The 20,833-nt window shown below is 65.8% G+C and carries 26 protein-coding genes and 1 tRNA gene; 18 read left to right on the forward strand and 9 right to left on the reverse strand.

From position 1 onward, the window contains the following. Window positions 1–73: 73 nt before the first annotated feature. The gene (amt, locus tag AXA74_RS02270; RefSeq protein ID WP_029579580.1) at window positions 74–1,312 is read right to left on the reverse strand and encodes an ammonium transporter; all 1,239 of its coding nucleotides are present in this window, start codon (window positions 1,310–1,312) and stop codon (window positions 74–76) included. Window positions 1,313–1,360: 48 nt separating this feature from the next. Then, complete coding sequence (locus AXA74_RS02275; RefSeq protein WP_029579579.1) at window positions 1,361–1,699, reverse strand: P-II family nitrogen regulator; 339 nt, start codon at window positions 1,697–1,699, stop codon at window positions 1,361–1,363. Between the two features lie 656 nt (window positions 1,700–2,355). Here AXA74_RS02275 and AXA74_RS02280 point away from each other — a divergent pair. The 8 genes from AXA74_RS02280 to AXA74_RS02315 all read left to right on the forward strand — a co-directional run bounded on the left by AXA74_RS02280 (window position 2,356) and on the right by AXA74_RS02315 (window position 9,428). After that, complete coding sequence (locus AXA74_RS02280) at window positions 2,356–2,619, forward strand: accessory factor UbiK family protein (RefSeq protein ID WP_029579578.1); 264 nt, start codon at window positions 2,356–2,358, stop codon at window positions 2,617–2,619. Between the two features lie 93 nt (window positions 2,620–2,712). Further along, entirely contained in the window at window positions 2,713–4,215 is a 1,503-nt protein-coding gene (locus AXA74_RS02285) for a YifB family Mg chelatase-like AAA ATPase (protein WP_032970138.1), read from the forward strand. Window positions 4,216–4,520: 305 nt separating this feature from the next. Further along, the gene (gene rpmI / locus AXA74_RS02290; protein ID WP_005012868.1) at window positions 4,521–4,718 is read left to right on the forward strand and encodes a 50S ribosomal protein L35; all 198 of its coding nucleotides are present in this window, start codon (window positions 4,521–4,523) and stop codon (window positions 4,716–4,718) included. A gap of 15 nt (window positions 4,719–4,733) precedes the next feature. Continuing rightward, window positions 4,734–5,093: a 50S ribosomal protein L20 gene (gene rplT, locus AXA74_RS02295; protein ID WP_012417735.1), complete on the forward strand. Its 360-nt coding sequence runs from the start codon at window positions 4,734–4,736 to the stop codon at window positions 5,091–5,093. Window positions 5,094–5,166: 73 nt separating this feature from the next. Continuing rightward, entirely contained in the window at window positions 5,167–6,189 is a 1,023-nt protein-coding gene (gene pheS, locus AXA74_RS02300) for a phenylalanine--tRNA ligase subunit alpha (protein WP_029579576.1), read from the forward strand. A 12-nt stretch (window positions 6,190–6,201) separates the two neighbouring features. Next, window positions 6,202–8,619, forward strand: coding sequence for a phenylalanine--tRNA ligase subunit beta (pheT, locus tag AXA74_RS02305; RefSeq protein WP_032979591.1), 2,418 nt, complete (start codon window positions 6,202–6,204; stop codon window positions 8,617–8,619). A 2-nt stretch (window positions 8,620–8,621) separates the two neighbouring features. Further along, window positions 8,622–8,972 (forward strand): integration host factor subunit alpha, encoded by a 351-nt coding sequence (locus AXA74_RS02310; RefSeq protein ID WP_029579574.1) that lies wholly within the window; start codon window positions 8,622–8,624, stop codon window positions 8,970–8,972. A gap of 57 nt (window positions 8,973–9,029) precedes the next feature. Then, on the forward strand, window positions 9,030–9,428 hold the full coding sequence (locus AXA74_RS02315; protein WP_029579573.1) for a MerR family transcriptional regulator: 399 nt from the start codon (window positions 9,030–9,032) through the stop codon (window positions 9,426–9,428). A gap of 57 nt (window positions 9,429–9,485) precedes the next feature. On the opposite strand, the gene AXA74_RS24760 is transcribed toward AXA74_RS02315, so the two are convergent. Beyond that, window positions 9,486–9,611, reverse strand: a complete 126-nt coding sequence (locus tag AXA74_RS24760; RefSeq protein WP_257784713.1) for a hypothetical protein — start codon at window positions 9,609–9,611, stop codon at window positions 9,486–9,488. Beyond that, window positions 9,608–10,726: a D-alanyl-lipoteichoic acid biosynthesis protein DltD gene (locus AXA74_RS02320; protein ID WP_051593857.1), complete on the reverse strand. Its 1,119-nt coding sequence runs from the start codon at window positions 10,724–10,726 to the stop codon at window positions 9,608–9,610. Before AXA74_RS02320 ends, AXA74_RS24760 begins: the two co-directional genes overlap by 4 nt. Before the next feature lie 355 nt (window positions 10,727–11,081). On the opposite strand from AXA74_RS02320, the gene AXA74_RS02325 reads away from it, so the two are divergent. The 3 genes from AXA74_RS02325 (at window position 11,082) to AXA74_RS02330 (ending at window position 12,570) form a co-directional block, all read left to right on the forward strand. Next, window positions 11,082–11,158, forward strand: a tRNA-Pro gene (locus AXA74_RS02325). 174 nt (window positions 11,159–11,332) lie between these two features. Beyond that, entirely contained in the window at window positions 11,333–11,488 is a 156-nt protein-coding gene (locus AXA74_RS24445; protein WP_095075187.1) for a hypothetical protein, read from the forward strand. 182 nt (window positions 11,489–11,670) lie between these two features. Further along, window positions 11,671–12,570 (forward strand): DNA/RNA non-specific endonuclease, encoded by a 900-nt coding sequence (locus tag AXA74_RS02330; RefSeq protein WP_164725170.1) that lies wholly within the window; start codon window positions 11,671–11,673, stop codon window positions 12,568–12,570. A gap of 68 nt (window positions 12,571–12,638) precedes the next feature. Here the strand turns inward: AXA74_RS02330 and AXA74_RS02335 are convergent, their stop codons facing one another. After that, the gene (locus tag AXA74_RS02335) at window positions 12,639–14,600 is read right to left on the reverse strand and encodes a BCCT family transporter (protein ID WP_032979592.1); all 1,962 of its coding nucleotides are present in this window, start codon (window positions 14,598–14,600) and stop codon (window positions 12,639–12,641) included. Between the two features lie 120 nt (window positions 14,601–14,720). On the opposite strand from AXA74_RS02335, the gene AXA74_RS02340 reads away from it, so the two are divergent. Next, the gene (locus AXA74_RS02340) at window positions 14,721–15,227 is read left to right on the forward strand and encodes a GNAT family N-acetyltransferase (RefSeq protein WP_029579569.1); all 507 of its coding nucleotides are present in this window, start codon (window positions 14,721–14,723) and stop codon (window positions 15,225–15,227) included. A gap of 12 nt (window positions 15,228–15,239) precedes the next feature. On the opposite strand, the gene AXA74_RS02345 is transcribed toward AXA74_RS02340, so the two are convergent. Then, window positions 15,240–15,482 carry a hypothetical protein gene (locus tag AXA74_RS02345; protein ID WP_029579568.1) on the reverse strand — a complete coding sequence of 81 codons (243 nt, stop codon included), beginning with the start codon at window positions 15,480–15,482 and terminating at the stop codon, window positions 15,240–15,242. A gap of 128 nt (window positions 15,483–15,610) precedes the next feature. Beyond that, entirely contained in the window at window positions 15,611–15,889 is a 279-nt protein-coding gene (locus tag AXA74_RS02350) for a hypothetical protein (RefSeq protein ID WP_029579567.1), read from the reverse strand. A 92-nt stretch (window positions 15,890–15,981) separates the two neighbouring features. Here AXA74_RS02350 and AXA74_RS02355 point away from each other — a divergent pair, with 92 nt between their 5' ends. Continuing rightward, window positions 15,982–16,434 carry a low affinity iron permease family protein gene (locus tag AXA74_RS02355; RefSeq protein WP_029579566.1) on the forward strand — a complete coding sequence of 151 codons (453 nt, stop codon included), beginning with the start codon at window positions 15,982–15,984 and terminating at the stop codon, window positions 16,432–16,434. On the opposite strand, the gene AXA74_RS02360 is transcribed toward AXA74_RS02355, so the two are convergent. Beyond that, window positions 16,431–16,901 carry an Lrp/AsnC family transcriptional regulator gene (locus tag AXA74_RS02360; protein WP_029579565.1) on the reverse strand — a complete coding sequence of 157 codons (471 nt, stop codon included), beginning with the start codon at window positions 16,899–16,901 and terminating at the stop codon, window positions 16,431–16,433. The genes AXA74_RS02355 and AXA74_RS02360 overlap by 4 nt on opposite strands. A gap of 310 nt (window positions 16,902–17,211) precedes the next feature. Here AXA74_RS02360 and AXA74_RS02365 point away from each other — a divergent pair, with 310 nt between their 5' ends. Next, window positions 17,212–17,805: a BPSL1445 family SYLF domain-containing lipoprotein gene (locus AXA74_RS02365; RefSeq protein WP_029579564.1), complete on the forward strand. Its 594-nt coding sequence runs from the start codon at window positions 17,212–17,214 to the stop codon at window positions 17,803–17,805. 45 nt (window positions 17,806–17,850) lie between these two features. Beyond that, window positions 17,851–18,135, forward strand: a complete 285-nt coding sequence (locus AXA74_RS02370; RefSeq protein ID WP_029579563.1) for a CsbD family protein — start codon at window positions 17,851–17,853, stop codon at window positions 18,133–18,135. 52 nt (window positions 18,136–18,187) lie between these two features. On the opposite strand, the gene AXA74_RS02375 is transcribed toward AXA74_RS02370, so the two are convergent. Further along, entirely contained in the window at window positions 18,188–18,370 is a 183-nt protein-coding gene (locus tag AXA74_RS02375) for a hypothetical protein (protein WP_029579562.1), read from the reverse strand. A 632-nt stretch (window positions 18,371–19,002) separates the two neighbouring features. Here AXA74_RS02375 and AXA74_RS02380 point away from each other — a divergent pair. The 3 genes from AXA74_RS02380 (at window position 19,003) to AXA74_RS02390 (ending at window position 20,779) form a co-directional block, all read left to right on the forward strand. Then, on the forward strand, window positions 19,003–19,215 hold the full coding sequence (locus AXA74_RS02380; protein WP_029579561.1) for a hypothetical protein: 213 nt from the start codon (window positions 19,003–19,005) through the stop codon (window positions 19,213–19,215). A gap of 148 nt (window positions 19,216–19,363) precedes the next feature. Further along, window positions 19,364–19,576, forward strand: a complete 213-nt coding sequence (locus AXA74_RS02385) for a hypothetical protein (RefSeq protein WP_029579560.1) — start codon at window positions 19,364–19,366, stop codon at window positions 19,574–19,576. A gap of 126 nt (window positions 19,577–19,702) precedes the next feature. After that, on the forward strand, window positions 19,703–20,779 hold the full coding sequence (locus AXA74_RS02390; protein ID WP_032979593.1) for an AGE family epimerase/isomerase: 1,077 nt from the start codon (window positions 19,703–19,705) through the stop codon (window positions 20,777–20,779). Window positions 20,780–20,833: the final 54 nt, after the last annotated feature.

The following is a 20,833-nucleotide window of genomic DNA, read 5'->3' on the forward strand; positions in this document are numbered from 1 at the left end:
AAGAAAAAAGGCGGCGCCCGCGGGCGCCGCCTTTTTTCGCAGGGGCCGGGCAGGGCCCGGCCTTGCGCGCGAATCAGCTGTGATAGGCCGATTCGCCGTGGCTGGTGACATCCAGCCCTTCGCGCTCCTGGTCCTCCGGCACGCGCAGGCCGCAGACCATGTCGGCGATCTTGTAGGCCACCCAGGCCACCACGCCCGACCATACGATGGTCAGCAGCACGCCTTCGAGCTGCACCCAGACCTGGCCCAGGATCATGCCGGCGCTGTCCAGGCCCGGGCCGCCCAACGCCTTGGCGTTGAACACACCGGTCAGCAGGGCGCCGATGATGCCGCCCACGCCGTGCACGCCGAACACGTCCAGCGCATCGTCGGCGCGCAAGAGCCGCTTCAGGCCATTGACCCCCCAGACGCAGATCACGCCGGCGGCCACGCCGATGATGAAGGCGCCCACGGGACCGACCAGGCCGGCGGCCGGGGTGATGCCGACCAGGCCGGCCACCGCGCCCGAGGCCGCGCCCAGCATGGAGGGCTTGCCCTTGATGGACCACTCCGTGAAGATCCAGGCCAGCACGGCGGCGGCGGTGGCGATCATGGTGTTGAAGAAGGCCAGGGTGGCGCCTTCGTTGGCGGCCAGGGCGGAGCCGGCGTTAAAGCCGAACCAGCCCACCCACAGCAGCATGGCGCCGATATAGGTCATGGGCAGGTTGTGCGGCTGCATTGCTTCGCGGCCGTAGCCCACGCGCTTGCCGATCACATAGGCGCCCACCAGGCCGGCCACGCCGGCGTTGATATGCACCACGGTGCCGCCCGCGAAGTCCAGCGCGCCGCGGGCATTGAGCAGGCCCGGCGCCGTTTCGGAGGCGAACCACACCATGTGGGCGATGGGCACGTAGGCGAAGGTGAACCAGATCACCGTAAACAGCAGCACGGCGGAAAAGCGCGCGCGTTCGGCAAAGCTGCCCACGATCAGCGCGCAGGTGATGCCCGCGAAAGTCGCCTGGAACGAAGCGAACAGCAGTTCGGTCAGCGTGGCCGACATGGCGTATTTGCCATCGACGGCGCTGAACATGCCCGAGAAAAAGGTCCGCGACAGACCGCCAAAGAAGGCATTGCCTTCGGTGAAGGCCAGCGAGTAGCCGTAGACAAACCACAGCACCAAGGCCAGCACAAACGTGCAAAGCACTTGCATGAGGACCGACAGCACGTTCTTGCTGCGCACCAGGCCGCCGTAGAACAGGGCCAGGCCCGGCACGGCCATCATGAGCACGAGCAGGGTCGATACCAGCAACCAGGAGATATCCGCTTTATCCATTTTTCATGGCTCCAATAGGGTCTTGATTTTTTGTTCTTGCGTGCTTGCTTAGAGGGCAGCCTCGCCCGATTCGCCCGTGCGGATGCGGATGACCTGCTCCAGCGGCGCGGTGAAGATCTTTCCGTCACCGATCTTGCCGGTGCGGGCTGCCTGTTCGATGGCTTCGATGACCTGGTCGACGAGGTGGTCCGGAACGGCCGCCTCGACCCGCAGCTTGGGCAGGAAGTCGACCGCATATTCGGCGCCGCGGTAGAGCTCGGTGTGGCCTTTCTGGCGTCCGAAGCCTTTGACTTCAGTGACCGTCAGACCCTGGACGCCGATGCCGGACAGCGCCACCCGCACTTCGTCCAGCTTGAATGGCTTGATGATGGCGATGACAAGTTTCATGGCTTTTTCCTCTCATGGTTGCACGTGGGCATCGCCAATCAAGCAAATTCCATGCCATCTTTTTTTGCCCGCGGGGCGGGCAAGGGCAGGCACCGGGGGTGCGCACATGCCCCAAACTGGGGCAAAAAGCCGGGCACGCGGCCTCAAAACAGTGCGCATTTCTTGCGCAGTTCGAATGTTGCGGCAGGCATGCAACGGTTTGTTTGAGCGGCGCCAAAAGTGTTGCAAATTGCTGTGGGTGTACCGCTTGTTTCCGGCAAAACGGGGCCGGGTTGTCGGCGCCCGTGGCCGGCAGAGGCCGTCAAACCCGGCGCTTGCGGGCCGAGCGCCGATGGCGGCCGGCCGGTTGCCGGCGTGCGGGCCGGGCATGCTTTGTCATGATTGAAACGCCGGATTACAGCTGGCGGCTTGTTACGCGGCGGCGGCTCATGAAGAATCAAATCAGTGCAGGCTCTGCAACGGCCTGCCTCGGTGTGCAAGCCGCGGCAATCGGTTTTCACACCGCACGTGGGCCAGTCTAGGGCGGCTGGCCCCGGATCGCTTCCCGGCGATTCTGTTTTTCTCCTGTGCTTTGAAAAGCGGCACCGTCTCCGGGCCGCTTTTTTTTCGCCCGGACGTCTTACACTCCTGGTATGACTGTTTCAAGCGAGGGCATCATGAATCGCACCCAATGGATGGAAGACCTGCAGAAGAACGTATCGGATCTCATCGCCCGCAGCCCCGCGGCCGATGTGGAGCGCAATGTGCGCGCGATGCTCACCCAGGGCTTCGCGCGCCTGGATCTCATCACCCGCGAAGAGTTCGACGTGCAGACGGACCTGTTGGCCCGCGCGCGCACGCGCATCGACCAGCTTTCGGCCCAGGTGCAGCAGCTCGAGGCTCGGGTCAACGCGCTGGTCAACGACTCGCCACGCGACTGACCCTCGGTCAGCCCCAAGGGGCGGCGGCATCCCGCCGGCCCCTGGCGCGGGCGCGGGGCAGGGGATACTGGCTTTTTGCCTTCGCCATGCCCCATGACGCTTGCCATGCTGAGCAGCCGCGCCCTGGCCGGCTTGCAAACCCCCGCCGTGCGTGTCGAGGCCCATCTGGGCCCCGGCCTGCCCGTTTTCTGCATTGTCGGCCTGCCTGACCTCGAAGTGCGCGAGAGCCGCGAGCGGGTGAGGGCGGCCATCGTCAACAGCGGTTTCGATTTCCCCGTCGGCCGCGTGACCATCAATCTTTCGCCGGGCGATCTGCCCAAGGCGTCGTCGCGCTTCGACCTCCCCATCGCGCTGTGCATCCTGATGGCTTCCGGCCAGGTCGTGGCCGCGGCGCCGGCGGACAGCCTGGTGCTGGCCGGCGAGCTGTCGCTGTCCGGGGCGCTGGTGCCGGTGGCCGACCCGCTGGCCCTGGCTTTGGGCGTGGCGCGCGACGCCGGCGTGAGCGCGCTCATCCTGCCCGAGGCCAGCGCCGCCCAGGCCGCGCGGGTGCCGGGCCTGCGGGTCCTGTCGGCGCGCTGCCTGGCCGAGGTGGCGGCGCATCTGGCCGGGCAGGCCGACTTGCCCGCCGCGCAGGCGCCACCCCGGCCGTCCGTCGTGCCGGGACCCTGTCTGTCCGATGTGCGCGGGCAGGCGGGGGCGCGGCGCGCGCTCGAAATCGCGGCCGCCGGCGGGCACAGCCTGCTCATGAGCGGGCCGCCCGGCGCCGGCAAGAGCATGCTTGCCCAGCGGCTGCCGGGCCTGCTGCCCGTCCTGGATGACGCGGCGGCCCTGGAGGCGGCTGCCATCGCCCGCCTGGCCGCCAGCGCGGATCCGCCCTTCGGGCTGCCGCCGTTTCGCGCGCCCCATCATGGTGCCACCGCCGCGGCCCTGGTCGGGGGCGGGACGCCGCCGCGGCCCGGGGAGATCTCCCTGGCGCACCAGGGCGTGCTCTTCCTCGACGAGCTGCCCGAATTCGAGCGCCGCGCTTTGCAGGCGCTGCGCGAGCCCATGGAAACCGGCGAAGTGAGCTTGTCGCGGGCTGCGGGGCGCCTGCGCTTTCCGGCGCGGTTCCAGTTGATCGCCGCCATGAATCCCTGCCCCTGCGGTTGGCGCGGCCACCCCACGCGGCCTTGCCGCTGCACGCCGGACCAGGTGGCCCGCTATGCCGACCGCATCGGGGGGCCGCTGCGCGACCGCATAGACCTGCATCTCTGGCTGCCGCCGGTCGACCCGGATTGCCTGGCCGGGCCGCCAGGCGAGGCCTCCAGCGTGGTGCGCGAGCGGGTGCGCGCCTGCCGCCAGCGGCAATGGCAGCGCCAGGGGCGCCTGAACGCCCATCTCGAAGGGGAGGCGCTGGCCCGGCATGTGTCCCTGGATCATCCGACGCGGGCCTGGTTCGTGCAGGCGATGCGGCGACTGGGCGGTTCGGCCCGGGCCAGCCACCGGGTGCTGCGGGTGGCCCGCAGCGTGGCTGACCTGGCCGGCGAGGCCCGGGTCGGGAGGCCGCAACTGGCCGAGGCGCTGCGTTTCCGCGACGCGGGCAAGCCCGGCGGGTAAATCCGGGACGGTTGCGGCGGTCTTCTTGAGGGATTTAGGCGGGCGGCTCGACAAAGCCATGGAAATCGCCATATAATCAAAGGCTTTCCGGCATTTGGCTTACCGCTTTCAGTTTAGGCGTGGGGCTTTAGTCGTGGCTTTAGTCGTGGCTTTAGAGGCTGCGCACGCAGCCGACCTGGCCAGCCAGGGAGGCAATCCGGAAAAGAAGAGAAGTGGCGCGGGTTTATCAAGTGTTGGGCCGGATCCTCTTGGGCGGCTCGATCACCTGTTGCCATGTACATCAACAAACTGTTTTAGGAATCATCATGCCCAAGATGAAGACCAAGAAAAGCGCCGCCAAGCGCTTTCAGGTCCGCGGCAGCGGCTCCATCAAGCGTGGTCAGGCGTTCAAGCGTCACATCCTGACCAAGAAGACCACCAAGAACAAGCGCCAACTGCGCGGTTCGGCTGCGGTCCATGAAACCAACATCGCCTCCGTCAAGGCGATGATGCCGTTCGCTTGATAAGGGAGATCTACTATGCCTCGCGTTAAACGTGGCGTTACCGCCCGTGCCCGTCACAAGAAAGTCATTGCCGCCGCCAAGGGTTACCGTGGCCGCCGTGGCAACGTATTCCGCATTGCCAAGCAAGCGGTCATGCGTGCCGGCCAGTACGCCTACCGCGACCGCCGCAACAAGAAGCGTACCTTCCGCGCCCTGTGGATCACCCGTATCAACGCCGCCGTGCGTGAGCAGGGCCTGAGCTACAGCGTGTTCATCGCCGGCCTGAAGAAGGCTGCGATCGAACTCGACCGCAAGGTGCTGGCCGATCTGGCCGTGCGCGACAAGGCCGGCTTTGCCGCCATCGTGCAACAAGCCAAGGCTGCGTTGGCTGCCTGATCGCGTTCATTCATCGCGGATCGCTGCAAACGGGGCTCGATGGGCCCCGTTTGCGTTTTGAAGGCTAATTCTCATGACTCTACCGGTTGACGACCTGGTTTCCCAGGCGCAAGAACGATTCGCCGCCGCCACAGACGCGGCCGCGCTGGAAAACGCCAAGGCCCGCTTCCTGGGCAAAGAGGGCGCGCTGACCGTGCTGCTCAAGGCGCTGGCGCAACTCGATCCTGCCGCCAAGCGCGAGGCCGGAGCCCGTATCAATCAGGCCAAGCAAAAGGTCGAGGAACTGCTCAATGCCCGGCGCGCCGAACTGGCGCAGGCCGAGCTGGACGCCCGCCTCGCCTCGGAAACCATCGATGTCACGCTGCCCGGCCGTGGCCGCGCCGCAGGCGGCATCCATCCGGTGATCCGTACCTGGGAACGTGTGGAGGCCATCTTCCGTTCCATCGGCTTCGATGTGGCCGACGGCCCCGAAGTCGAAAACGACTGGACTAATTTCACCGCGCTGAACAATCCGCTGGACCATCCGGCGCGGTCCATGCAGGACACCTTCTACGTCGACATGCACGACGCCGAAGGCCTGCCGCTGCTGCTGCGCACGCACACCAGCCCCATGCAGGTGCGCTATGCGCGCATGCACAAGCCGCCCATCAAGGTGATCGCCCCGGGGCGCACCTATCGCGTGGACAGTGACGCCACCCACTCTCCCATGTTCCACCAGGTCGAGGGTCTGTGGATCGCCGAAGACATTTCCTTCGCCGACCTCAAGGGCGTCTATACCGACTTCCTGCGCTGCTTCTTCGAGAGCGATGACCTGGTCGTGCGTTTCCGCCCGTCGTTCTTTCCCTTCACGGAACCCTCGGCCGAAATTGACATGATGTTCACCTCCGGCCCCAATCGTGGCCGTTGGCTGGAAATCTCCGGCTCGGGCCAGGTGCACCCGCAGGTGGTGCGCAACTTCGGCCTCGATCCGGAGCGCTACATCGGCTTTGCCTTCGGTTCGGGCCTGGAGCGCCTGACCATGCTGCGCTATGGCGTGAACGACCTGCGCCAGTTCTACGAAGGCGATTTGCGCTTCCTGCGCCAGTTCAACGAATAAATACGGCTGATCATGCAATTTTCCGAATCCTGGCTGCGCACGCTGGTCAATCCGGCCATCGGCACCGAAGAACTCGCGCATCAGCTCACCATGGCTGGGCTGGAAGTCGAAGAAACCCAATCCGCCGCGCCCGCCTTCAGCGGCGTGGTCGTGGCCCGCATCGCTGAAATCGCGCCGCACCCGGACGCTGACAAGCTGCGGGTGTGCAAGGTGGACGATGGCAGTGGCGAGCTGCTGCAAATCGTCTGCGGCGCGCCCAATGCGGCGGCCGGCCTGGTGGTTCCGCTGGCCCGCGTGGGCGCCGAACTGCCCGGCGGCATGAAGATCGGCGTGGCCAAGATGCGCGGCGTGACGTCCTCGGGCATGCTGTGCTCGGCCCGCGAGCTGGGCCTGTCCCAGGACCACGGCGGTTTGCTGGAGCTGTCCGGCGATCTCAAGCCGGGCACTGACATCCGCCAGGCCCTGGATCTGGATGACACCCTCTTTGTCCTGAAGCTCACGCCCAACCGCGCCGATTGCCTGTCCATCCTCGGCGTGGCGCGCGAAGTCGCCGCCTTGACCGGCGCGCCGCTGTCCGCGCCCCAGGCCCGGCCCGTGCCGGTCGGCATCGAGGATCGTCTGCCGGTGCGCGTCGAGGCACCCGACCTCTGCGGCCGCTTCGCCGGCCGGGTGATCCGGGGCGTCAATGCGCGCGCCGCCACGCCCGACTGGATGAAGACCCGCCTGGAACGCGCGGGCCAGCGCTCGGTCTCGGCCCTGGTCGATATCTCCAACTACGTGATGCTCGAAGTCGGCCGTCCGTCGCATGTCTTCGACCTGGACAAGATCCAGGGCGACCTGACCGTGCGCTGGGCCCGCAAGGGAGAGCGCCTGGAGCTGCTCAGCGGCACGCATGTCGACCTGGACGAAAAGGTCGGCGTCATCACCGCCGGCCCGGTTGTCGAAAGCATGGCCGGCATCATGGGCGGCGAAGCCACGTCGGTCACGCTGGAGACCCGCAATATCTACCTGGAAGCCGCGTTCTGGTGGCCCGGCGCCATCGCCGGCCGCGCCCGGCGCTACAAGTTCAGCTCCGAGGCCAGCCACCGCTTCGAGCGTGGCGTGGACTATGGCAGCATCCCGGAGCACATGGAGCTTATCACCGCCCTGATCCTGGATATCTGCGGCGGCCAGGCGGGGCCGGTCGATGACCAGATCATCAACCTGCCCAAGCGCGAACCCGTGCGCATGCGCCTGGCGCGCTGCCACCGCGTGCTGGGCGTGCCCGTCCCGCACGACGAGGTCGCGCAGATCTTCACCCGCCTGGGGCTGGCGTTCACGACCGACGGCGAGACCTTCAGTGTCACGCCGCCGTCGTACCGTTTCGACCTTGAGATCGAGGAAGACCTCATCGAGGAAGTCGCCCGCATCCACGGTTTCGAGCGCATCCCCAGCGTGCCGCCGGTGGCGCGCGCCAAGATGCATGCCCACCCCGAGGCGCGCCGCGGCCAGCATGCCCTGCGCCGCGCCATCGCCGCGCGCGACTACCAAGAAGTGGTCAACTACAGCTTCGTGCAAGCCGAGTGGGAGCGCGACTACGCCGGCAACGACGACCCGGTGCGCCTGCTCAATCCCATCGCCAGCCACCTGTCGGTCATGCGTTCCAGCCTGATCGCCGGCCTGGTGGCCATCGTGCGCTACAACGCCAACCGCAAGCAGTCGCGCGTGCGCCTGTTTGAACTGGGCCGCGTCTTCCAGCGCGATGCCCGGATGGCGGATGGACCGCTCGATGTCGCGGGTGTGCGCCAGCCGCTGAAGCTGGCCGGCGCGGCCTGGGGCCCCGCCAGTGACGAGCAGTGGGGCGAGGCGCTGCGCCAGGTGGATTTCTATGACGTCAAGATGGACGTCGAGGCCTTGTTCGGCAAGCGTGCCCGCGAGCTGCGTTTCGTGGCGGCCCGCCATCCGGCCCTGCACCCGGGGCGCTCCGCCCGCATCGAGCTGGCCGGCCAGGGCGTGGGCTGGATAGGCGAGCTGCATCCGCAATGGGCGCGCCAGGCCGATCTGGCCCATGCGCCCGTGGTCTTCGAACTCGACGTCCAGGCGCTGTCCCAGGGTGAACTGCCGGTCGTGCGCGAGCTGTCGCGCCAGCCCATTGTGCAGCGCGATCTGGCCCTGTGGGTTGACGAGTCCGTCCCGGTGCAGGCTATGCTGGATACCGTGGCCGGCCTGGTCGAGACCGATCCGCAACTGGCTGTGGTGCAGGACGTCCAGCTCTTTGATGTCTGGCGCGAACAGCCCCGGAAGGCCGAGGCCGCCGGCGAGAAAAGCCTTGCGTTCCGCTTCTGGCTCCAGGACACTGCGGTTACATTGGATGAGGCGCGGGTCGCTGATTGCATCAATCGCATCAAGGATGCCCTGGTCAGCGCGCACAGCGCACGTCAACGGGTTTGATCATGGGGAACGCTATGCTTGCCGAGCCGCGTACGCTCACCAAGGCCGAGCTGGCCGAACTGCTATTCGAGCGGGTCGGCCTGAACAAGCGCGAGGCCAAGGACATCGTGGACACCTTCTTCGAAGAAATCCGTGAAGCGCTGGCGCGCGGTGACTCGGTCAAACTGTCGGGCTTCGGCAATTTCCAGGTCCGCGACAAGCCGCCCCGCCCGGGGCGCAACCCCAAGACCGGTGAAACCATCCCCATCGCCGCGCGGCGCGTGGTGACTTTTCATGCCAGCCAGAAATTGAAAAGCATTGTGGAGCAAAGCGGTGGCTCCACGGACGCTTCTGACGACGACCCGGCGGAGTGATACGCTTTGTCGGCAATTGTTAACGGCCTTCGACGTAACGCGGCATAAAATTCATCCATGACGAAACCTGAATCCACTGTCACGCTACCGCCCATCCCCGCCAAGCGCTACTTCACCATCGGTGAGGTCAGCGACCTGTGTGGCGTCAAGCCTCATGTCTTGCGGTACTGGGAGCAGGAATTCACGCAGCTCAAGCCGGTAAAGCGGCGCGGCAACCGCCGCTATTACCAGCACCACGAAGTCTTGCTCATCCGCCGTATCCGCTCCCTGCTCTATGAGCAGGGCTTTACGATCAGCGGCGCCCGCAACCGCCTGGGCGATACGCGCGATACGCCGCATGACAGCGCCGAAGCCGCGGTGCGGCTGTCCGCCGCCGAGCTGCAGTCGCTGCGCAACGAACTCAACGATATTTCCGCCAGCCTCAACCAGGCCTTGGGACAACGGCCCGCCGCCTGAAGAAGCTTGCCGGACTGACGACCCCGCGCCCGCGCGGGGTTTTTTGTTCGCGGACGGCTAGAACTGCTGATACTGGAACTCGACCGTGATCGGCCGGCCCAGATTGGCCGACGTGTCGCAAAGCAGCAGTATCGTCAGGGCAAGCCCCAGATAAAGCAGATACAGGCGCAGGAAACGCTTCATTCTCCAACCACCTCCACGATCTTGCGGCTGACATCAAGCCAGCCCAGTTCGCCCAGATGCTGGCTGTCGCGCAGCGTGCCCAAGGCATAGGGCTGGACACCATACATATCCATGCAGGCCAGCGCATACTGCTTGCAGAGCACGGAGATCCGCAGCCGCGTGGCTTCGAAACGGTCCAGGTCGCGGTAGACCAGCGGATTGAAGGGCTGCAGGACAAACAGGACTTTTGCCTGGTGGCGCGCGAGCAAAGCCATCAAGCGTTCCAGATCCGCCAGTTCCGTGGCCGGTTCGAAGTTGTCCGAAAAGGCCAGCAGACGGTCCGGCGTCAGATTGCCCAGGTATTTGTCCAGATAATCCTGGCGGACCCCATAGGGATTGCTCGCCATGAAGGTGGTTTCCTGGGCCGCCGCCTCGGTGCGCAAGCGCGTCCAATCGGCCGTCGGGCGGCGCCAAGGGATAGGCGCCGCCGGCTCGGCGCTGGCCATCGCGGGCTGTCGCCAAAGACGCAATGTCTGCTCGGCCTGCCCGCGCAGCTTGAAGCCCAGCTCGGCCAGCGCCGCGCGCGCCACCTCGGCATTGCCCCGCCGGTTCCACCATTGCAGCAAGGCGTGGCGCGCCTCGTCGTGGCCGAGCAGCCGCGGCAGCAAAGGCAGCACATGCTCCTTGAAGGCCTCGCGGTTCAGGCCCCGCGAGTCGAACCAGCCTGGTGACACCATGATGACCAGGCGCGATTGCGGCGATAGCTTTTCTTCCTGCGAGGCCAGCAGGAAATACATCCCCAGCGACTGGAAATAGGCATGGCCGTAGGCCAGCACAGGCATGGCCAGCTCATCGCTGAGAAACTTGTACGGAATAAAGCGCAGATCGGCGCTGGTCAGCTCGGAAGAGCCGAGAACCACGACCGCCTCGCCGCGCTCGAGCGCTTGTCCCAGGCGTTGGGCCCCGGCTTGCTGGGTTTCGTAGTCCGCGCCGAGGTTGCCCATATGGCCGGACATCGTCGCTTGTCGCGGAGCATCGTGTCCGGGCAGGGCCGCCTGCAGCGCCAATACCGTTGCCAGCGCCGCCAGCACGGCCAGGACATGGGCGCGGCCGCGTCCGGTTTGCGTATCTCCCACCTTCCAATGCTCCTCATGGCAAGACCACGGTTTGGGGACGTGCATGGACGCGGTCCCGAATCGGAACAAGCGCGCGGATTTTATCAACGAATCATCGGATACCCGCCATCGTTCTGGCGCTTGCGCCAAGAAGGATGCGCGGCGGGCTACGGTGCCGGAGTCCGAAGTGAGCAGCAGGTCCGCGATGGGCCTTGAAATCAGCGGCTTTGCGCAAGGCTTGAGCATTTTGGCGCGGCAGGCGCGCGGCTTTGCTTCTTCCTTGAGCAAAGCCGCAAAAAAAAATCCTGTGCAACGACAAAAAACGGGTTCGATCCGTGCACGCTTAATTTTTTTCTGCTATAGTTTCGTTCTCTTTCGGGGCGTAGCGCAGCCTGGTAGCGCACTTGCATGGGGTGCAAGGGGTCGCGAGTTCGAATCCCGCCGTCCCGACCAAAAAAGAAAGCCGTTAGCGAGCAATCGCTAGCGGCTTTCGTCATTTCAGCCAGGGCTTGGGCGACGAACCGCGGGCGGCCCGCCGTCGATGCCGGATTCGGTAACGGCAATTTGAACCTTGTTGCAGCGTTGGTCACTACACTGGCGCCACCTTGCTCATTTGCCGGAACACTTATGAAAATCTTGTTGGGTCTTGCCCTGATGGCGTCCGTATTGGCCGGCTGCGCGGTCTATACACCGGATGGCGGCGCGGTCGTAGTGGATCCGTATCGCGGTGGTGGCGGCGGCGGCTTCTGTCCTCCCGGGCAGGCGAAGAAAGGTAATTGCTGAGCGCGCCCGTTTGCTGCAGGCCTGGGCCGGTAAAGCCGGTCCAGGCCTTTGTGTTTCTGCACGAGGCCGGGGTCCGGATTTTCCCCTCGCGCCCGCCGCCGCCCGGGCGTGAATCATGATGCGCTCCTCTACAATCGCGGCACCGGCAGTTTCCAAATACCGGCAGGTCCGCCAGAAGCAGTATGACGCGCAAGAGAAAAGCAGTATCCACAACAAAGCGACGCCCTTCAGTCTCCCGATCCGCCAATCGTTCCAGCCGGTTTTTCCGGGCCCTGGTCGTTTCGTCGATTGCCACTTTCGGCGCGGCCACATATGCCTTGGGCCCGAAGTTTTCGATTTCGCCCGCCGATATCCTGGCGCGCCTGGGATGGCCTGCGCAGACACAGGTGGCGCCCGCCGTGGTGCCTTCCGGGAATGTGGTCCAGACGCAGTTTGCGCAATGCCCGCAGTTTTTCCCGGCCGGGCAGTTGCCCGCGGTGCCTTTCAGCCCAGGATTGCGCGAGCTGTGTTTTTCTTCCTTCGCCGTTTTGCATAACGGGCAGACAAAGACGCCCGTGTTGGTGGCTGAACGCTTGAACCGGGCCCATATCAGCCAGGCCCAGGGCATGCCGCGCACGGACAAGTTCTACGCCGAGGCGCGTCTGCCGCGCGCCGAGCGGGCCGAGCTGGACGATTATCGGGGCTCGGGATATTCGCGCGGCCACATGGCGCCGGCCGGCGATATGGCGACGCGGGAGGGCATGGCGCAGAGTTTTTCGCTGGCCAATATGGTGCCCCAGGACCAGAAGCATAATGCCGGCCCCTGGAGCCGGATCGAGCAGGACACGCGCAAATATGTCTTGCGCGCGGCCGGCGACGTCTACGTGTATACCGGCCCGGTCTACGCCGCGCACCCCAAACGGATCGGCAATGGCGTGGCGGTGCCCGAGACGCTGTTCAAGGTGGTCTATGACGCGACCACGCATCGCGCCTGGGTGCATTGGCAGGCCAACAGCCCCGATACGCGGGCGCAGGCGCCGATCAGCTACGCGGAGTTCGTGCGGCGCACCGGCATGCGCCTGTTGCCGCCGGACGCGCGCTGAACGCGGCCGCATCGGTCCTTGGCCTGCGGTGTGGCGCGGGCCGCTCGGGCAAGCCCGCGGCGGCCTTGCTAGCTTACGACATGCAGGTAGTGGCGGTGGCGTTCGTATTGGTCCAGGATGTCGCCGATGACCTCGGCCCGGCTCCAGCCCATGATGTCGTAGTCCTGGCCGCCTTCGCCCAGATGGACCTCGGCGCGGAAGTAGCGGCGCTCTTCTTCGTCGCGGGCCTCTTCTGGCGTGAGGCTGGGCCGTATTTCGGCCATGGGGATGACGGCGTAGGTGAAGTCCAGGTACTGGCCGTGGTGGGCGATCCGCAGCGCGACCCGGCCGTCCTCGCCGTCCTCGACCTGGCTGGCATAGCCTTCCTTGGCCAGTTCTTCCGCCACGTCTTCCATGGCCGGGCGGGCCACGTCGGCGATGAAACGTTGCACATGGGCGCGGCGCGGCATCATGACCATGTTGCGCAAGCGGCGCTGCCAGGTCTCGGATTGCGGCCGCACCGGTCCGCGGCTGGTGCGACGGTAGCGCAGCCTGCGTTTGGCGCTGTCGAGCTTGAGCGCCTTGAGCAGGCCATAGATCGAGATCAGGATGACGATGGAAAAGGGCAGGGCGCTGGCGACCGTGGCGGTCTGCAGCGCTTTCAGGCCGTCGGCCAGCAACAGCGCGATGGCCAGCGCGCCCATCAGCACCGACCAGAAGACGCGCTGCCAGACCGGTGCGTCGTCCACGCCCGAGGCCAGCATGTCGACCACCAGCGCGCCCGTGTCGGCCGAGGTGACGAAGAAGATCAGCACCATGACCACGCAGAAGAAGGACACCACGGCGGTCCAGGGGAATTGTTCCAGGAAGACGAACAGCGCCAGGGTGCTGTCGGCGCGTATGGCCTGGCCGAAATCAGCCATGCCGCCGGTGAGGATGTGGTAGATGGCGGTATCGCCGAAGACGGTCATCCAGAAAAAAGTGAAACCCGTGGGTACCAACAGCATGCCGCCCAGGAACTGGCGGATGCTGCGTCCGCGAGAAATGCGTGCGATGAACACGCCCACGAAAGGAGACCAGGCGATCCACCAGCCCCAATAGAACAACGTCCAGCCGCCTATCCAATCCGTCTGTTCGTATGCATAGAGGTTGAAGGTGCGCGCTACGATGCCGGAAAGATAGACGCCGACGTTTTCGACAAAGGCTTGCAGCAGAAAGACGGTAGGCCCGGTGAACAGCACGAAAAGCAGTAGCAGCACCGCCAGGACCATATTGGCTTCCGACAGGTAGCGCACGCCCTTGTCCAGGCCGCTGGCGGCCGACAGCGTGGCCAGGCCGCAGGCGATGACGATGAGCACGATCTGCACCGGGATGCTGATGGGGATGTCGAAGAGATAGTTCAGCCCGGCATTCATCTGGGCCACGCCCAGGCCCAGCGAAGTGGCCACGCCCAGGACCGTGCCGATGATGGCGAAGATGTCCACCGCGTTGCCGATGGGGCCGTAGATGCGTTCGCCCAGGAGGGGGTAGAGCGCCGAGCGCAGCGTAAGCGGCAGGCCGTGGCGGAAGGAGAAGTACGCCAGGATCAGCGCCACGGCCGCATAGACCGCCCAGCCGTGCAGGCCCCAATGAAAGAACGTGATGCTCAGGGCCTCGCGCGCGGCTTCGGGCGTGCCGCCCTGGCCCAGCGGCGGATCCAGGAAGTGCATCACCGGCTCGGCCACGCCGAAGAACATCAGGCCTATGCCCATGCCGGCGGCAAACAGCATGGCGTACCAGGTGGGGTCGCGGTAGTCCGGCTGGCTGTGGTCGGGGCCCAGCTTGATGTCGCCGTAGCGGCTGAAGGCCACCAGCACCATGGTCACCAGGATGGTGGCCACCGCCAGCATGTAGAACCAGCTGGCATTGGAGAAGATCCAGTCCTGGAGCGCCCCGAACAGGCGCTGGGCGCGCGCCGGCGCCAGCACGGCGAACAGCACCAGGGCAAGAATGAAGGCGCCGGAGGTGAAGAAGACGGGACGATTGATATGGATGCGTGCCTGTTGCGCCATGGTGCCCTCTCTGGTTCTTGTGCCGCTATTAATACTCCAGCGCCCGAGTGCGTGGCAATGGGCTTTGTGCGACTATGCTCCAGACGCGGCCATGCAGGGGCGACGCGGGGAGACGATGCCATGACGCTGATATTTCGAACGGAAATTCCGACCGATGCACCGGCTATCGAGGCGCTGACGCTGGCGGCCTTCAAGCAGGCGCCGCATACCTCTCATACCGAACATCTCATTCTGCGGGCCTTGCGGCGCACGGGGCGGCTGACGGTATCGCTGGTCGCCCAGGACGGCGCGCAGCTGGTCGGGCATGTGGCGCTGTCGCCGGTGCGTATCGGCGATGGCACGCCCGGCTGGTTTGGGTTGGGCCCGATTTCGGTATTGCCGGCGCGCCAGCGCCAGGGGATCGGCACCCAGCTCATGGTGCGCGCGCTGGCCACCTTGCGCGAGCGCGGCGCGGCGGGTTGCGTGCTGGTGGGCGACCCGGCCTATTACGCCCGTTTCGGATTCACGGCCATGCCGCAGTTGCATGTGGCCGGCGTGCCGCCCATGTATGTGCTGGTGCATGGCCTGGACGGCCCCATCCCGGCAGGGGAGGTGAGCTTTGACCCGGCGTTTGCGGCGGCTGCCTGACCGGGGAGGACGCTAGCCCGGGTCGCGGTTGGTGCCGCGGCCGGTATCGGCCGTGTACAAAGGCAGGCCTTCGCGGCTGGCCAGCGCCGCGCGCGCCTGTTCGGCGGTGAAAGGCAGGCCGAACTCGTGCGAGAGGGCGGCAAGTGTCTCGGCGGCGGCCGCGACGCTCCAGCGTTCCAGGGGCCGCAGGCGAGCCGCCACGGCGGGATCGGTATCGGAAAGATGCAACAGTCGCAGTACGTTGGCCTTGCTCATGTCGTCCCCTGAAGTGCCGCACTCGGAAAGACCCGGGCAGGCCGCGCCGTCGGCGCGGCCGGCTTGTGCGATCCTACCGCGAAACGCCGTCTCGCGGCAGTCCGGGAAAGCACAAGGTGCGCGGCGCGTCAGGCGGCCGGCGCTTGCAGCGGCGGCCGGCCGGCCGCCTCCAGGTAGGCATTGACGGCCAGGGTCAGCTGGGCAAGCGCATGTCCGGTCAAGGGGCGGTCGGCCCGCGGCTGGACCAGCCCGGCGGCGATGTTTTCGAAGGCGGCGCCGAAGCGGGCGCGTGCCTGCGCATCCTGCGCCTCGATGAGGCAGTGCAGGGCGGATTCGGCGGCGGCGGTCTTGGCGGCCAGTTCTTGGATGGCCTGGGCGAAGGCGACGAGGACTTCCTGGTTGTCCATGTTAATTCCTGATGCAAAACGCCAGTGTAGGCGATTGCCCGCGGCAGGCTGGCGCGCTATGGTCGGTGGGCGACCATCAGGGGGGATGAATCATGACCCAGTCCAGGCCTCGGCGGGCCACGACCGCCGCGCAGCCGCAGGCTGCCTCGCGCATGGCGCGCGGTTTCGACCATTTCGCCCGATTTGCCACGCGCTGGACCGGCAGTTCCCTGGCCTTTGCCGGCGCGGTGGCGCTCGTGCTGGGCTGGGCGGTGTGCGGGCCGCTCTTCGGCTATTCCGAAACCTGGCAGCTGGTCATCAATACCGGCACGACCATCATCACCTTTCTGATGGTCTTTCTGATCCAGCAAAGCCAGAACAAGGACAGCCAAGCCCTGCATCTCAAGCTCGACGAGCTATTGCTGGCGGTCAAGGGCGCCAGCGACAGCCTGGTCGACGCCGAAGACCTGGACGAGGCCGAGCTGCGCCAACTGGCCCAGCACTATGCCGATCTGGCCCACCGCCTGCAGGGACGCCTGCGCCGCATCGACGAGCGCGACGCTTAGCGCAGCGGCACGGCCGTGGTGTATAGCACCTGCTTGAGCGCGAAACTCGAGCGGATGCTGGCCACGCCGGGGATGCGCGTGATGCGTTCGACGATGAGCCGCTCCAGGGCATCGACATCCTCGACCAGGGCGCGCACCAGGTAATCGGCGTCGCCCGACATCAGATAGCACTCCATGATTTCGGGCAGCACGGCGATCTCGCGCTCGAAGACGTCCAGCGCCGCCTTGCGCTGCTTGTCCAGCGAGATCTGGATGAAGACATTGACCTTCAGGCCCAGCTTGCGCGCATTGAGCAAGGTCACGCGGCGGTCGATCAGGCCGTCGGCCTCCAGCCGCCGCACACGGGCCAGGCAGGGCGAGGGTGAAAGGTTGACGCGCTGGGCCAGTTCGACATTGGACAGGCGCGCGTCGCGCTGCAACTCGTTCAGGATACGGATGTCGGTGGCATCGAGGTTGATTTCTGGCATGAGCGAATTGCGTTTCAAGGCCGAGCCATTCAAGTGTGCTGCAATCGTAGCGGATAAGGGCGCATTGCGGCAGCGCTGGCGCGGCCATGGCCATGGTCGCCGGCAGCCGGGGGGCGCATGCCGGGGCACAGGCATGACCAGATGTATCGTCCCTCCCCGGAGGCGGCGCCGGGCGCCGCCGGGGAGCGGCGCGCCGGCCGGATGGCTTACGGTCCGTAGCATTTGCAGTCCATCTGTCGCCGGATTGTTGCGATCGGGTGCCATCGCTTTGCTAAGGTGAAAGGGACTTCAACCACGGAAGGAGAGTCCCATGTTTGATGCCTACACTCGAACCCGGCGCGCGGGGATGGCCGCCGCGGCGGTGGCGCTGGCAGGGCTGGTATTCACGGGTTGCACGACGACCAAGCCCCAGGACAGCGGCACGGCCGCAAGCCAGCGGCAGGAAATCAACTCCGGCGCGGACAGCGCCTTGTCGCGCCTGTACCAGGCCTCGCCCGATTCGCGCGCCATGGTCGAAAGGGCCAAGGGCGTGCTGGTCTTCCCGGCAGTGGTGAGCGGCAGTTTCATCGTCGGCGCCCAGTATGGCAAGGGCGTGTTGCGCGTGGGCGGCGCCAATGCCGGCTACTACAGCACGACCGCCGGCTCGGTGGGTTTCCAGGCCGGCGCGCAGTCCAAGGCCGTCATCCTGCTGTTCATGACGCAGGATGCCCTGGATAGCTTCCGCAAGAGCAATGGCTGGACCGCCGGCGCCGATGCCTCGGTGGCGGTGGCCAATATCGGGGCCAACGGCCGCATCGACACCAATACCGCCCGGCAGCCGGTGGTGGGTTTTGTCATGAACAACACCGGCCTGATGGCCGGGGTGTCGCTGGAAGGGGCCAAGATCAACAAGCTGGATCTGTAAAGAGGCGCGCCGCCCCGGGGGGCGGCGCCACGACGGGAGCTGACGATGTCGATAGATACGGTGACGGGCAAGATGAAGGAACTGGCGGGCCGAAGCGAAGAGACCGCCGGCACGATATTGGAGGATGCCCGGCTGCGCGCGCGCGGGCTGGCGCATCAGGTCGAAGGCAAGGTGCAGGGCGCGGTGGGCACGGCCGCCGACAGCATCGATGATGTGGCCGATATCGTGCAGTCGCTGGTGCGGCGCCATCCAGTGGGCGCGCTGGTGGCGGTGGGCGCGGCGGCGTATCTGCTGGGCCGCGTGGCGGGCGCCATACGCCGGCGGCGTTGAATGGCGCCGCGGCAAAGAAAAATCCCGGCTCGCCGGGATTTTTCTTTGCGCCTTACTCCAGGGACGATACGAGCAAAAAGCCCAACGGTATGATCAGGAGAAAGGCATATGTCGACCCCGCGAGGGCGGCGGACATTTTCGCTGCCACTTCAGTGCCCGCCGACTGCCAGGTTTTCACGACGAGACCGACGATGGCCAGGATCACCAACAACGAACAGACTGCTACATAGGTCATGTTGCCTCCGTCACACCCTCTAGGGGCACAACGGCGTCGCGGGATCGCGGCGCCTTGTTCATGCTGTTGTGATTTCATTGTGCGCCCCTTGTGCTGAAAGTGTCCTAGGGTTTTCCAGGGGCGGATCAGGCGGTGGCAAGGCCTGTTGCGCTGCAGGCGGCTGTCCGGTTGCGCCGCGTCAATGGCGACGCGAGGTGTCCGAGACCGGGCCAGCGGCGCAAAGGCCCCGAAACCCTGCGCTTGGCGGGCCGGAAATGCTGCGCCGCATTATTGCATTGCGCAAACCTTGCGCAATGTAGAAAGGCGTAGGGACGTGTTGCCGGCCCGCCGCGCAGGCGGCCGGTAAGTCAAAAAAGGACGGGAAGGCTTGCACTTTGAGAGGCCTGGGCGCGCCACAGGCGGCACACTGGTTCCAGGCCGTGGAGGGCGGGCGCGACACAAATGAAGAGCGCCTCAGCTCGCGGATGAGTCTGAGGCGCTCTTGCCGGCTTGCGCACGCAATGGGTGTCAGCAGCACGGCGATTTCAATGTAGTGCGATGCCGTGCCGCCTGCAAGAGGAAAATTGTTTCAGGCGCCCGCAAGGCGCCGGAAGCGGGCATGATATGTTCTGCGCTTTCAGTTTGGGGTTCAGATGGCAAGGCACCCGTTTCAACAAGGAGAATTGGCCTATTGGCTGCAAATCATCGCCGAGCAGGGCGGTGAGGCGCAGGTGCCGGCGAATTTCGCCGAAGCGTTGTTGACGCTGCGCTGTGTCCAGCGCGGCGAGCAGGGCCAGCTGGTGATCACGGAGAAAGGCAGGCTGGCACTGCACATGGAGGGGCCGGGAGCGATTCATCGTCATTAAGGGGGATAAAGGAACACACTGTTGCGCAACCCGCTCACCGGACGGTTGAACTTGCAGGCATTGGGACAGTCCAAGAAATAAAGGCGGGAAGTTTCCGCCCTCCACAAGACGGCCAGCCGGCCGGCTTGAAGCAAACTGGGAGGACGCCATGCAGCTTCGCGACCAGGAAGTACTGATAGACCTGTCTACCGCCGCGATGGACACAGGCGGATATGGGGTTTTGCTGACCGTGACGGCCGAAGGCGGCACCGAGATTGACGCCGCGTTTTCCTACCTGGGCCAGTGCGCTTCGCTCGATGAAGCGCGCGATCGCGCGGAGTCGTTTGCGCAGGATTGGCTGCGCGAGAACGTATATCGCTGAACCTGACCATTGTTGACGATCGGGCCGGTCCCTGCAGCAGGGCCGGCCCTCGTCGTTTCTGGGGCCCGCCCGGCGACTTGGGTTATCCTGCAAGCCGGTTGCGATGCATCTCCTTTGCCAGCAAGCATGTCCCCATCCGTTCTCGCCGACATCCTGTCTCTTTTGCGCCAGCATTATGGCGACGTGGTGCTGCCCCTGTGGCGCAACGCGGGTTTCAATGCCCAGCTCGATCTGCCTGTCGAAGCCCTGGACGGCGCGACGGCTCGCCCCTTGCCGGTCACGCGCTATCGCGCCATGGCCTGTGCGCGACAGATATTCATTTATTCGCGCGCGCCGCAAGGCCAGGCGCATGCCGCTCGCCTGTTCGATGCCCTGTCGCGGCATTTCCGCAATCCGGCAGGTGGCTGGTACTACAGCGTCGATGCCGCGGGCCAGCCCCTGGACACCACGCAGGACCTGTACACCCATGCTTTCGTGGTGCTGGCCTGCGCCGTCTTCTTCGAGCGCACGCGCCGCAGCGACGCGCACAAGCTGCTGCTGGCGACGGTGCGCGATATCGAGAGCCGCTTTCGTGATGAGCAGGGCCTGTATATTGCCGCCCGCGCGGCGGACGGCCGCCTGCTGCGCGGCCACGAGCAGAATCCCGTCATGCACCTGACCGAGGCCTATCTGGCGGCGGCCGGGCTGGTTGAGCCGGCCTGGTTCGCGCAGCGCCTGCGTGAGCTGGCGCAGCAGGTCTTTGACGTTTATGTCGATGCCGGCACGCATTGCGTGATGGAGTTGGCGCGGGGCACGGCGGACAACCGTATCGAGCCTGGCCACCAGTTCGAATGGTATGCGCTGCTCGATAGCGCGCCCGAGGTCTTCGCCGGCCTGGAGCTGGCCGCGGTGATTCCCCGGGCGGCGGCCTGGGCCGAGGCACACGGGGTGGCGCCCCAGACCTGGGGCGTGTGCGCCGCGCTGGCTCCTGACGGCACGATCATCGACGCCCGGCAGCGTATCTGGGCCCAGACCGAATACGCGCGGTATCTGGCCCTGATGTCCAGCCCGCGGCGCCCAAGGCAGCTGCAGGCGCTGCGCGGGCGCTTCCTGCACGCCGGCGGCTGGCACGAGGTGTTGGGGCCGGAAGGCGAGGTCCTGCGGCACGATATGCCGAGCACCACGCCTTATCACCTCTGGACGGGTTACGTCGGCCAGCCCTGACGCCGCCAGGGCGCTGATGTTATTCGTTACCTCCTTCGCCCTATTTGTGGCTAT

The sequence above is a fragment of the Bordetella hinzii LMG 13501 genome (genome assembly GCF_001548475.1).
Taxonomy (GTDB): Bacteria; Pseudomonadota; Gammaproteobacteria; order Burkholderiales; family Burkholderiaceae_B; genus Bordetella; species Bordetella hinzii.

Coding starts and splice junctions, on each gene's coding strand:
- amt (WP_029579580.1), bottom strand. CDS start 1,312: ATGGATAAAGCGGATATCTCCTGGTTGCTGGTATCGACCCTGCTCGTG.
- AXA74_RS02340 (WP_029579569.1), top strand. CDS start 14,721: ATGACGCTGATATTTCGAACGGAAATTCCGACCGATGCACCGGCTATC.
- AXA74_RS02315 (WP_029579573.1), top strand. CDS start 9,030: ATGACGAAACCTGAATCCACTGTCACGCTACCGCCCATCCCCGCCAAG.
- rplT (WP_012417735.1), top strand. CDS start 4,734: ATGCCTCGCGTTAAACGTGGCGTTACCGCCCGTGCCCGTCACAAGAAA.
- AXA74_RS02355 (WP_029579566.1), top strand. CDS start 15,982: ATGACCCAGTCCAGGCCTCGGCGGGCCACGACCGCCGCGCAGCCGCAG.
- AXA74_RS02380 (WP_029579561.1), top strand. CDS start 19,003: ATGGCAAGGCACCCGTTTCAACAAGGAGAATTGGCCTATTGGCTGCAA.
- AXA74_RS02370 (WP_029579563.1), top strand. CDS start 17,851: ATGTCGATAGATACGGTGACGGGCAAGATGAAGGAACTGGCGGGCCGA.
- pheS (WP_029579576.1), top strand. CDS start 5,167: ATGACTCTACCGGTTGACGACCTGGTTTCCCAGGCGCAAGAACGATTC.
- rpmI (WP_005012868.1), top strand. CDS start 4,521: ATGCCCAAGATGAAGACCAAGAAAAGCGCCGCCAAGCGCTTTCAGGTC.
- AXA74_RS02385 (WP_029579560.1), top strand. CDS start 19,364: ATGCAGCTTCGCGACCAGGAAGTACTGATAGACCTGTCTACCGCCGCG.
- AXA74_RS24760 (WP_257784713.1), bottom strand. CDS start 9,611: ATGAAGCGTTTCCTGCGCCTGTATCTGCTTTATCTGGGGCTTGCCCTG.
- AXA74_RS24445 (WP_095075187.1), top strand. CDS start 11,333: ATGAAAATCTTGTTGGGTCTTGCCCTGATGGCGTCCGTATTGGCCGGC.
- AXA74_RS02280 (WP_029579578.1), top strand. CDS start 2,356: ATGAATCGCACCCAATGGATGGAAGACCTGCAGAAGAACGTATCGGAT.
- AXA74_RS02390 (WP_032979593.1), top strand. CDS start 19,703: ATGTCCCCATCCGTTCTCGCCGACATCCTGTCTCTTTTGCGCCAGCAT.
- pheT (WP_032979591.1), top strand. CDS start 6,202: ATGCAATTTTCCGAATCCTGGCTGCGCACGCTGGTCAATCCGGCCATC.
- AXA74_RS02335 (WP_032979592.1), bottom strand. CDS start 14,600: ATGGCGCAACAGGCACGCATCCATATCAATCGTCCCGTCTTCTTCACC.
- AXA74_RS02345 (WP_029579568.1), bottom strand. CDS start 15,482: ATGAGCAAGGCCAACGTACTGCGACTGTTGCATCTTTCCGATACCGAT.
- AXA74_RS02365 (WP_029579564.1), top strand. CDS start 17,212: ATGTTTGATGCCTACACTCGAACCCGGCGCGCGGGGATGGCCGCCGCG.
- AXA74_RS02330 (WP_164725170.1), top strand. CDS start 11,671: ATGACGCGCAAGAGAAAAGCAGTATCCACAACAAAGCGACGCCCTTCA.
- AXA74_RS02285 (WP_032970138.1), top strand. CDS start 2,713: ATGACGCTTGCCATGCTGAGCAGCCGCGCCCTGGCCGGCTTGCAAACC.
- AXA74_RS02375 (WP_029579562.1), bottom strand. CDS start 18,370: ATGACCTATGTAGCAGTCTGTTCGTTGTTGGTGATCCTGGCCATCGTC.
- AXA74_RS02360 (WP_029579565.1), bottom strand. CDS start 16,901: ATGCCAGAAATCAACCTCGATGCCACCGACATCCGTATCCTGAACGAG.
- AXA74_RS02275 (WP_029579579.1), bottom strand. CDS start 1,699: ATGAAACTTGTCATCGCCATCATCAAGCCATTCAAGCTGGACGAAGTG.
- AXA74_RS02310 (WP_029579574.1), top strand. CDS start 8,622: ATGGGGAACGCTATGCTTGCCGAGCCGCGTACGCTCACCAAGGCCGAG.
- AXA74_RS02350 (WP_029579567.1), bottom strand. CDS start 15,889: ATGGACAACCAGGAAGTCCTCGTCGCCTTCGCCCAGGCCATCCAAGAA.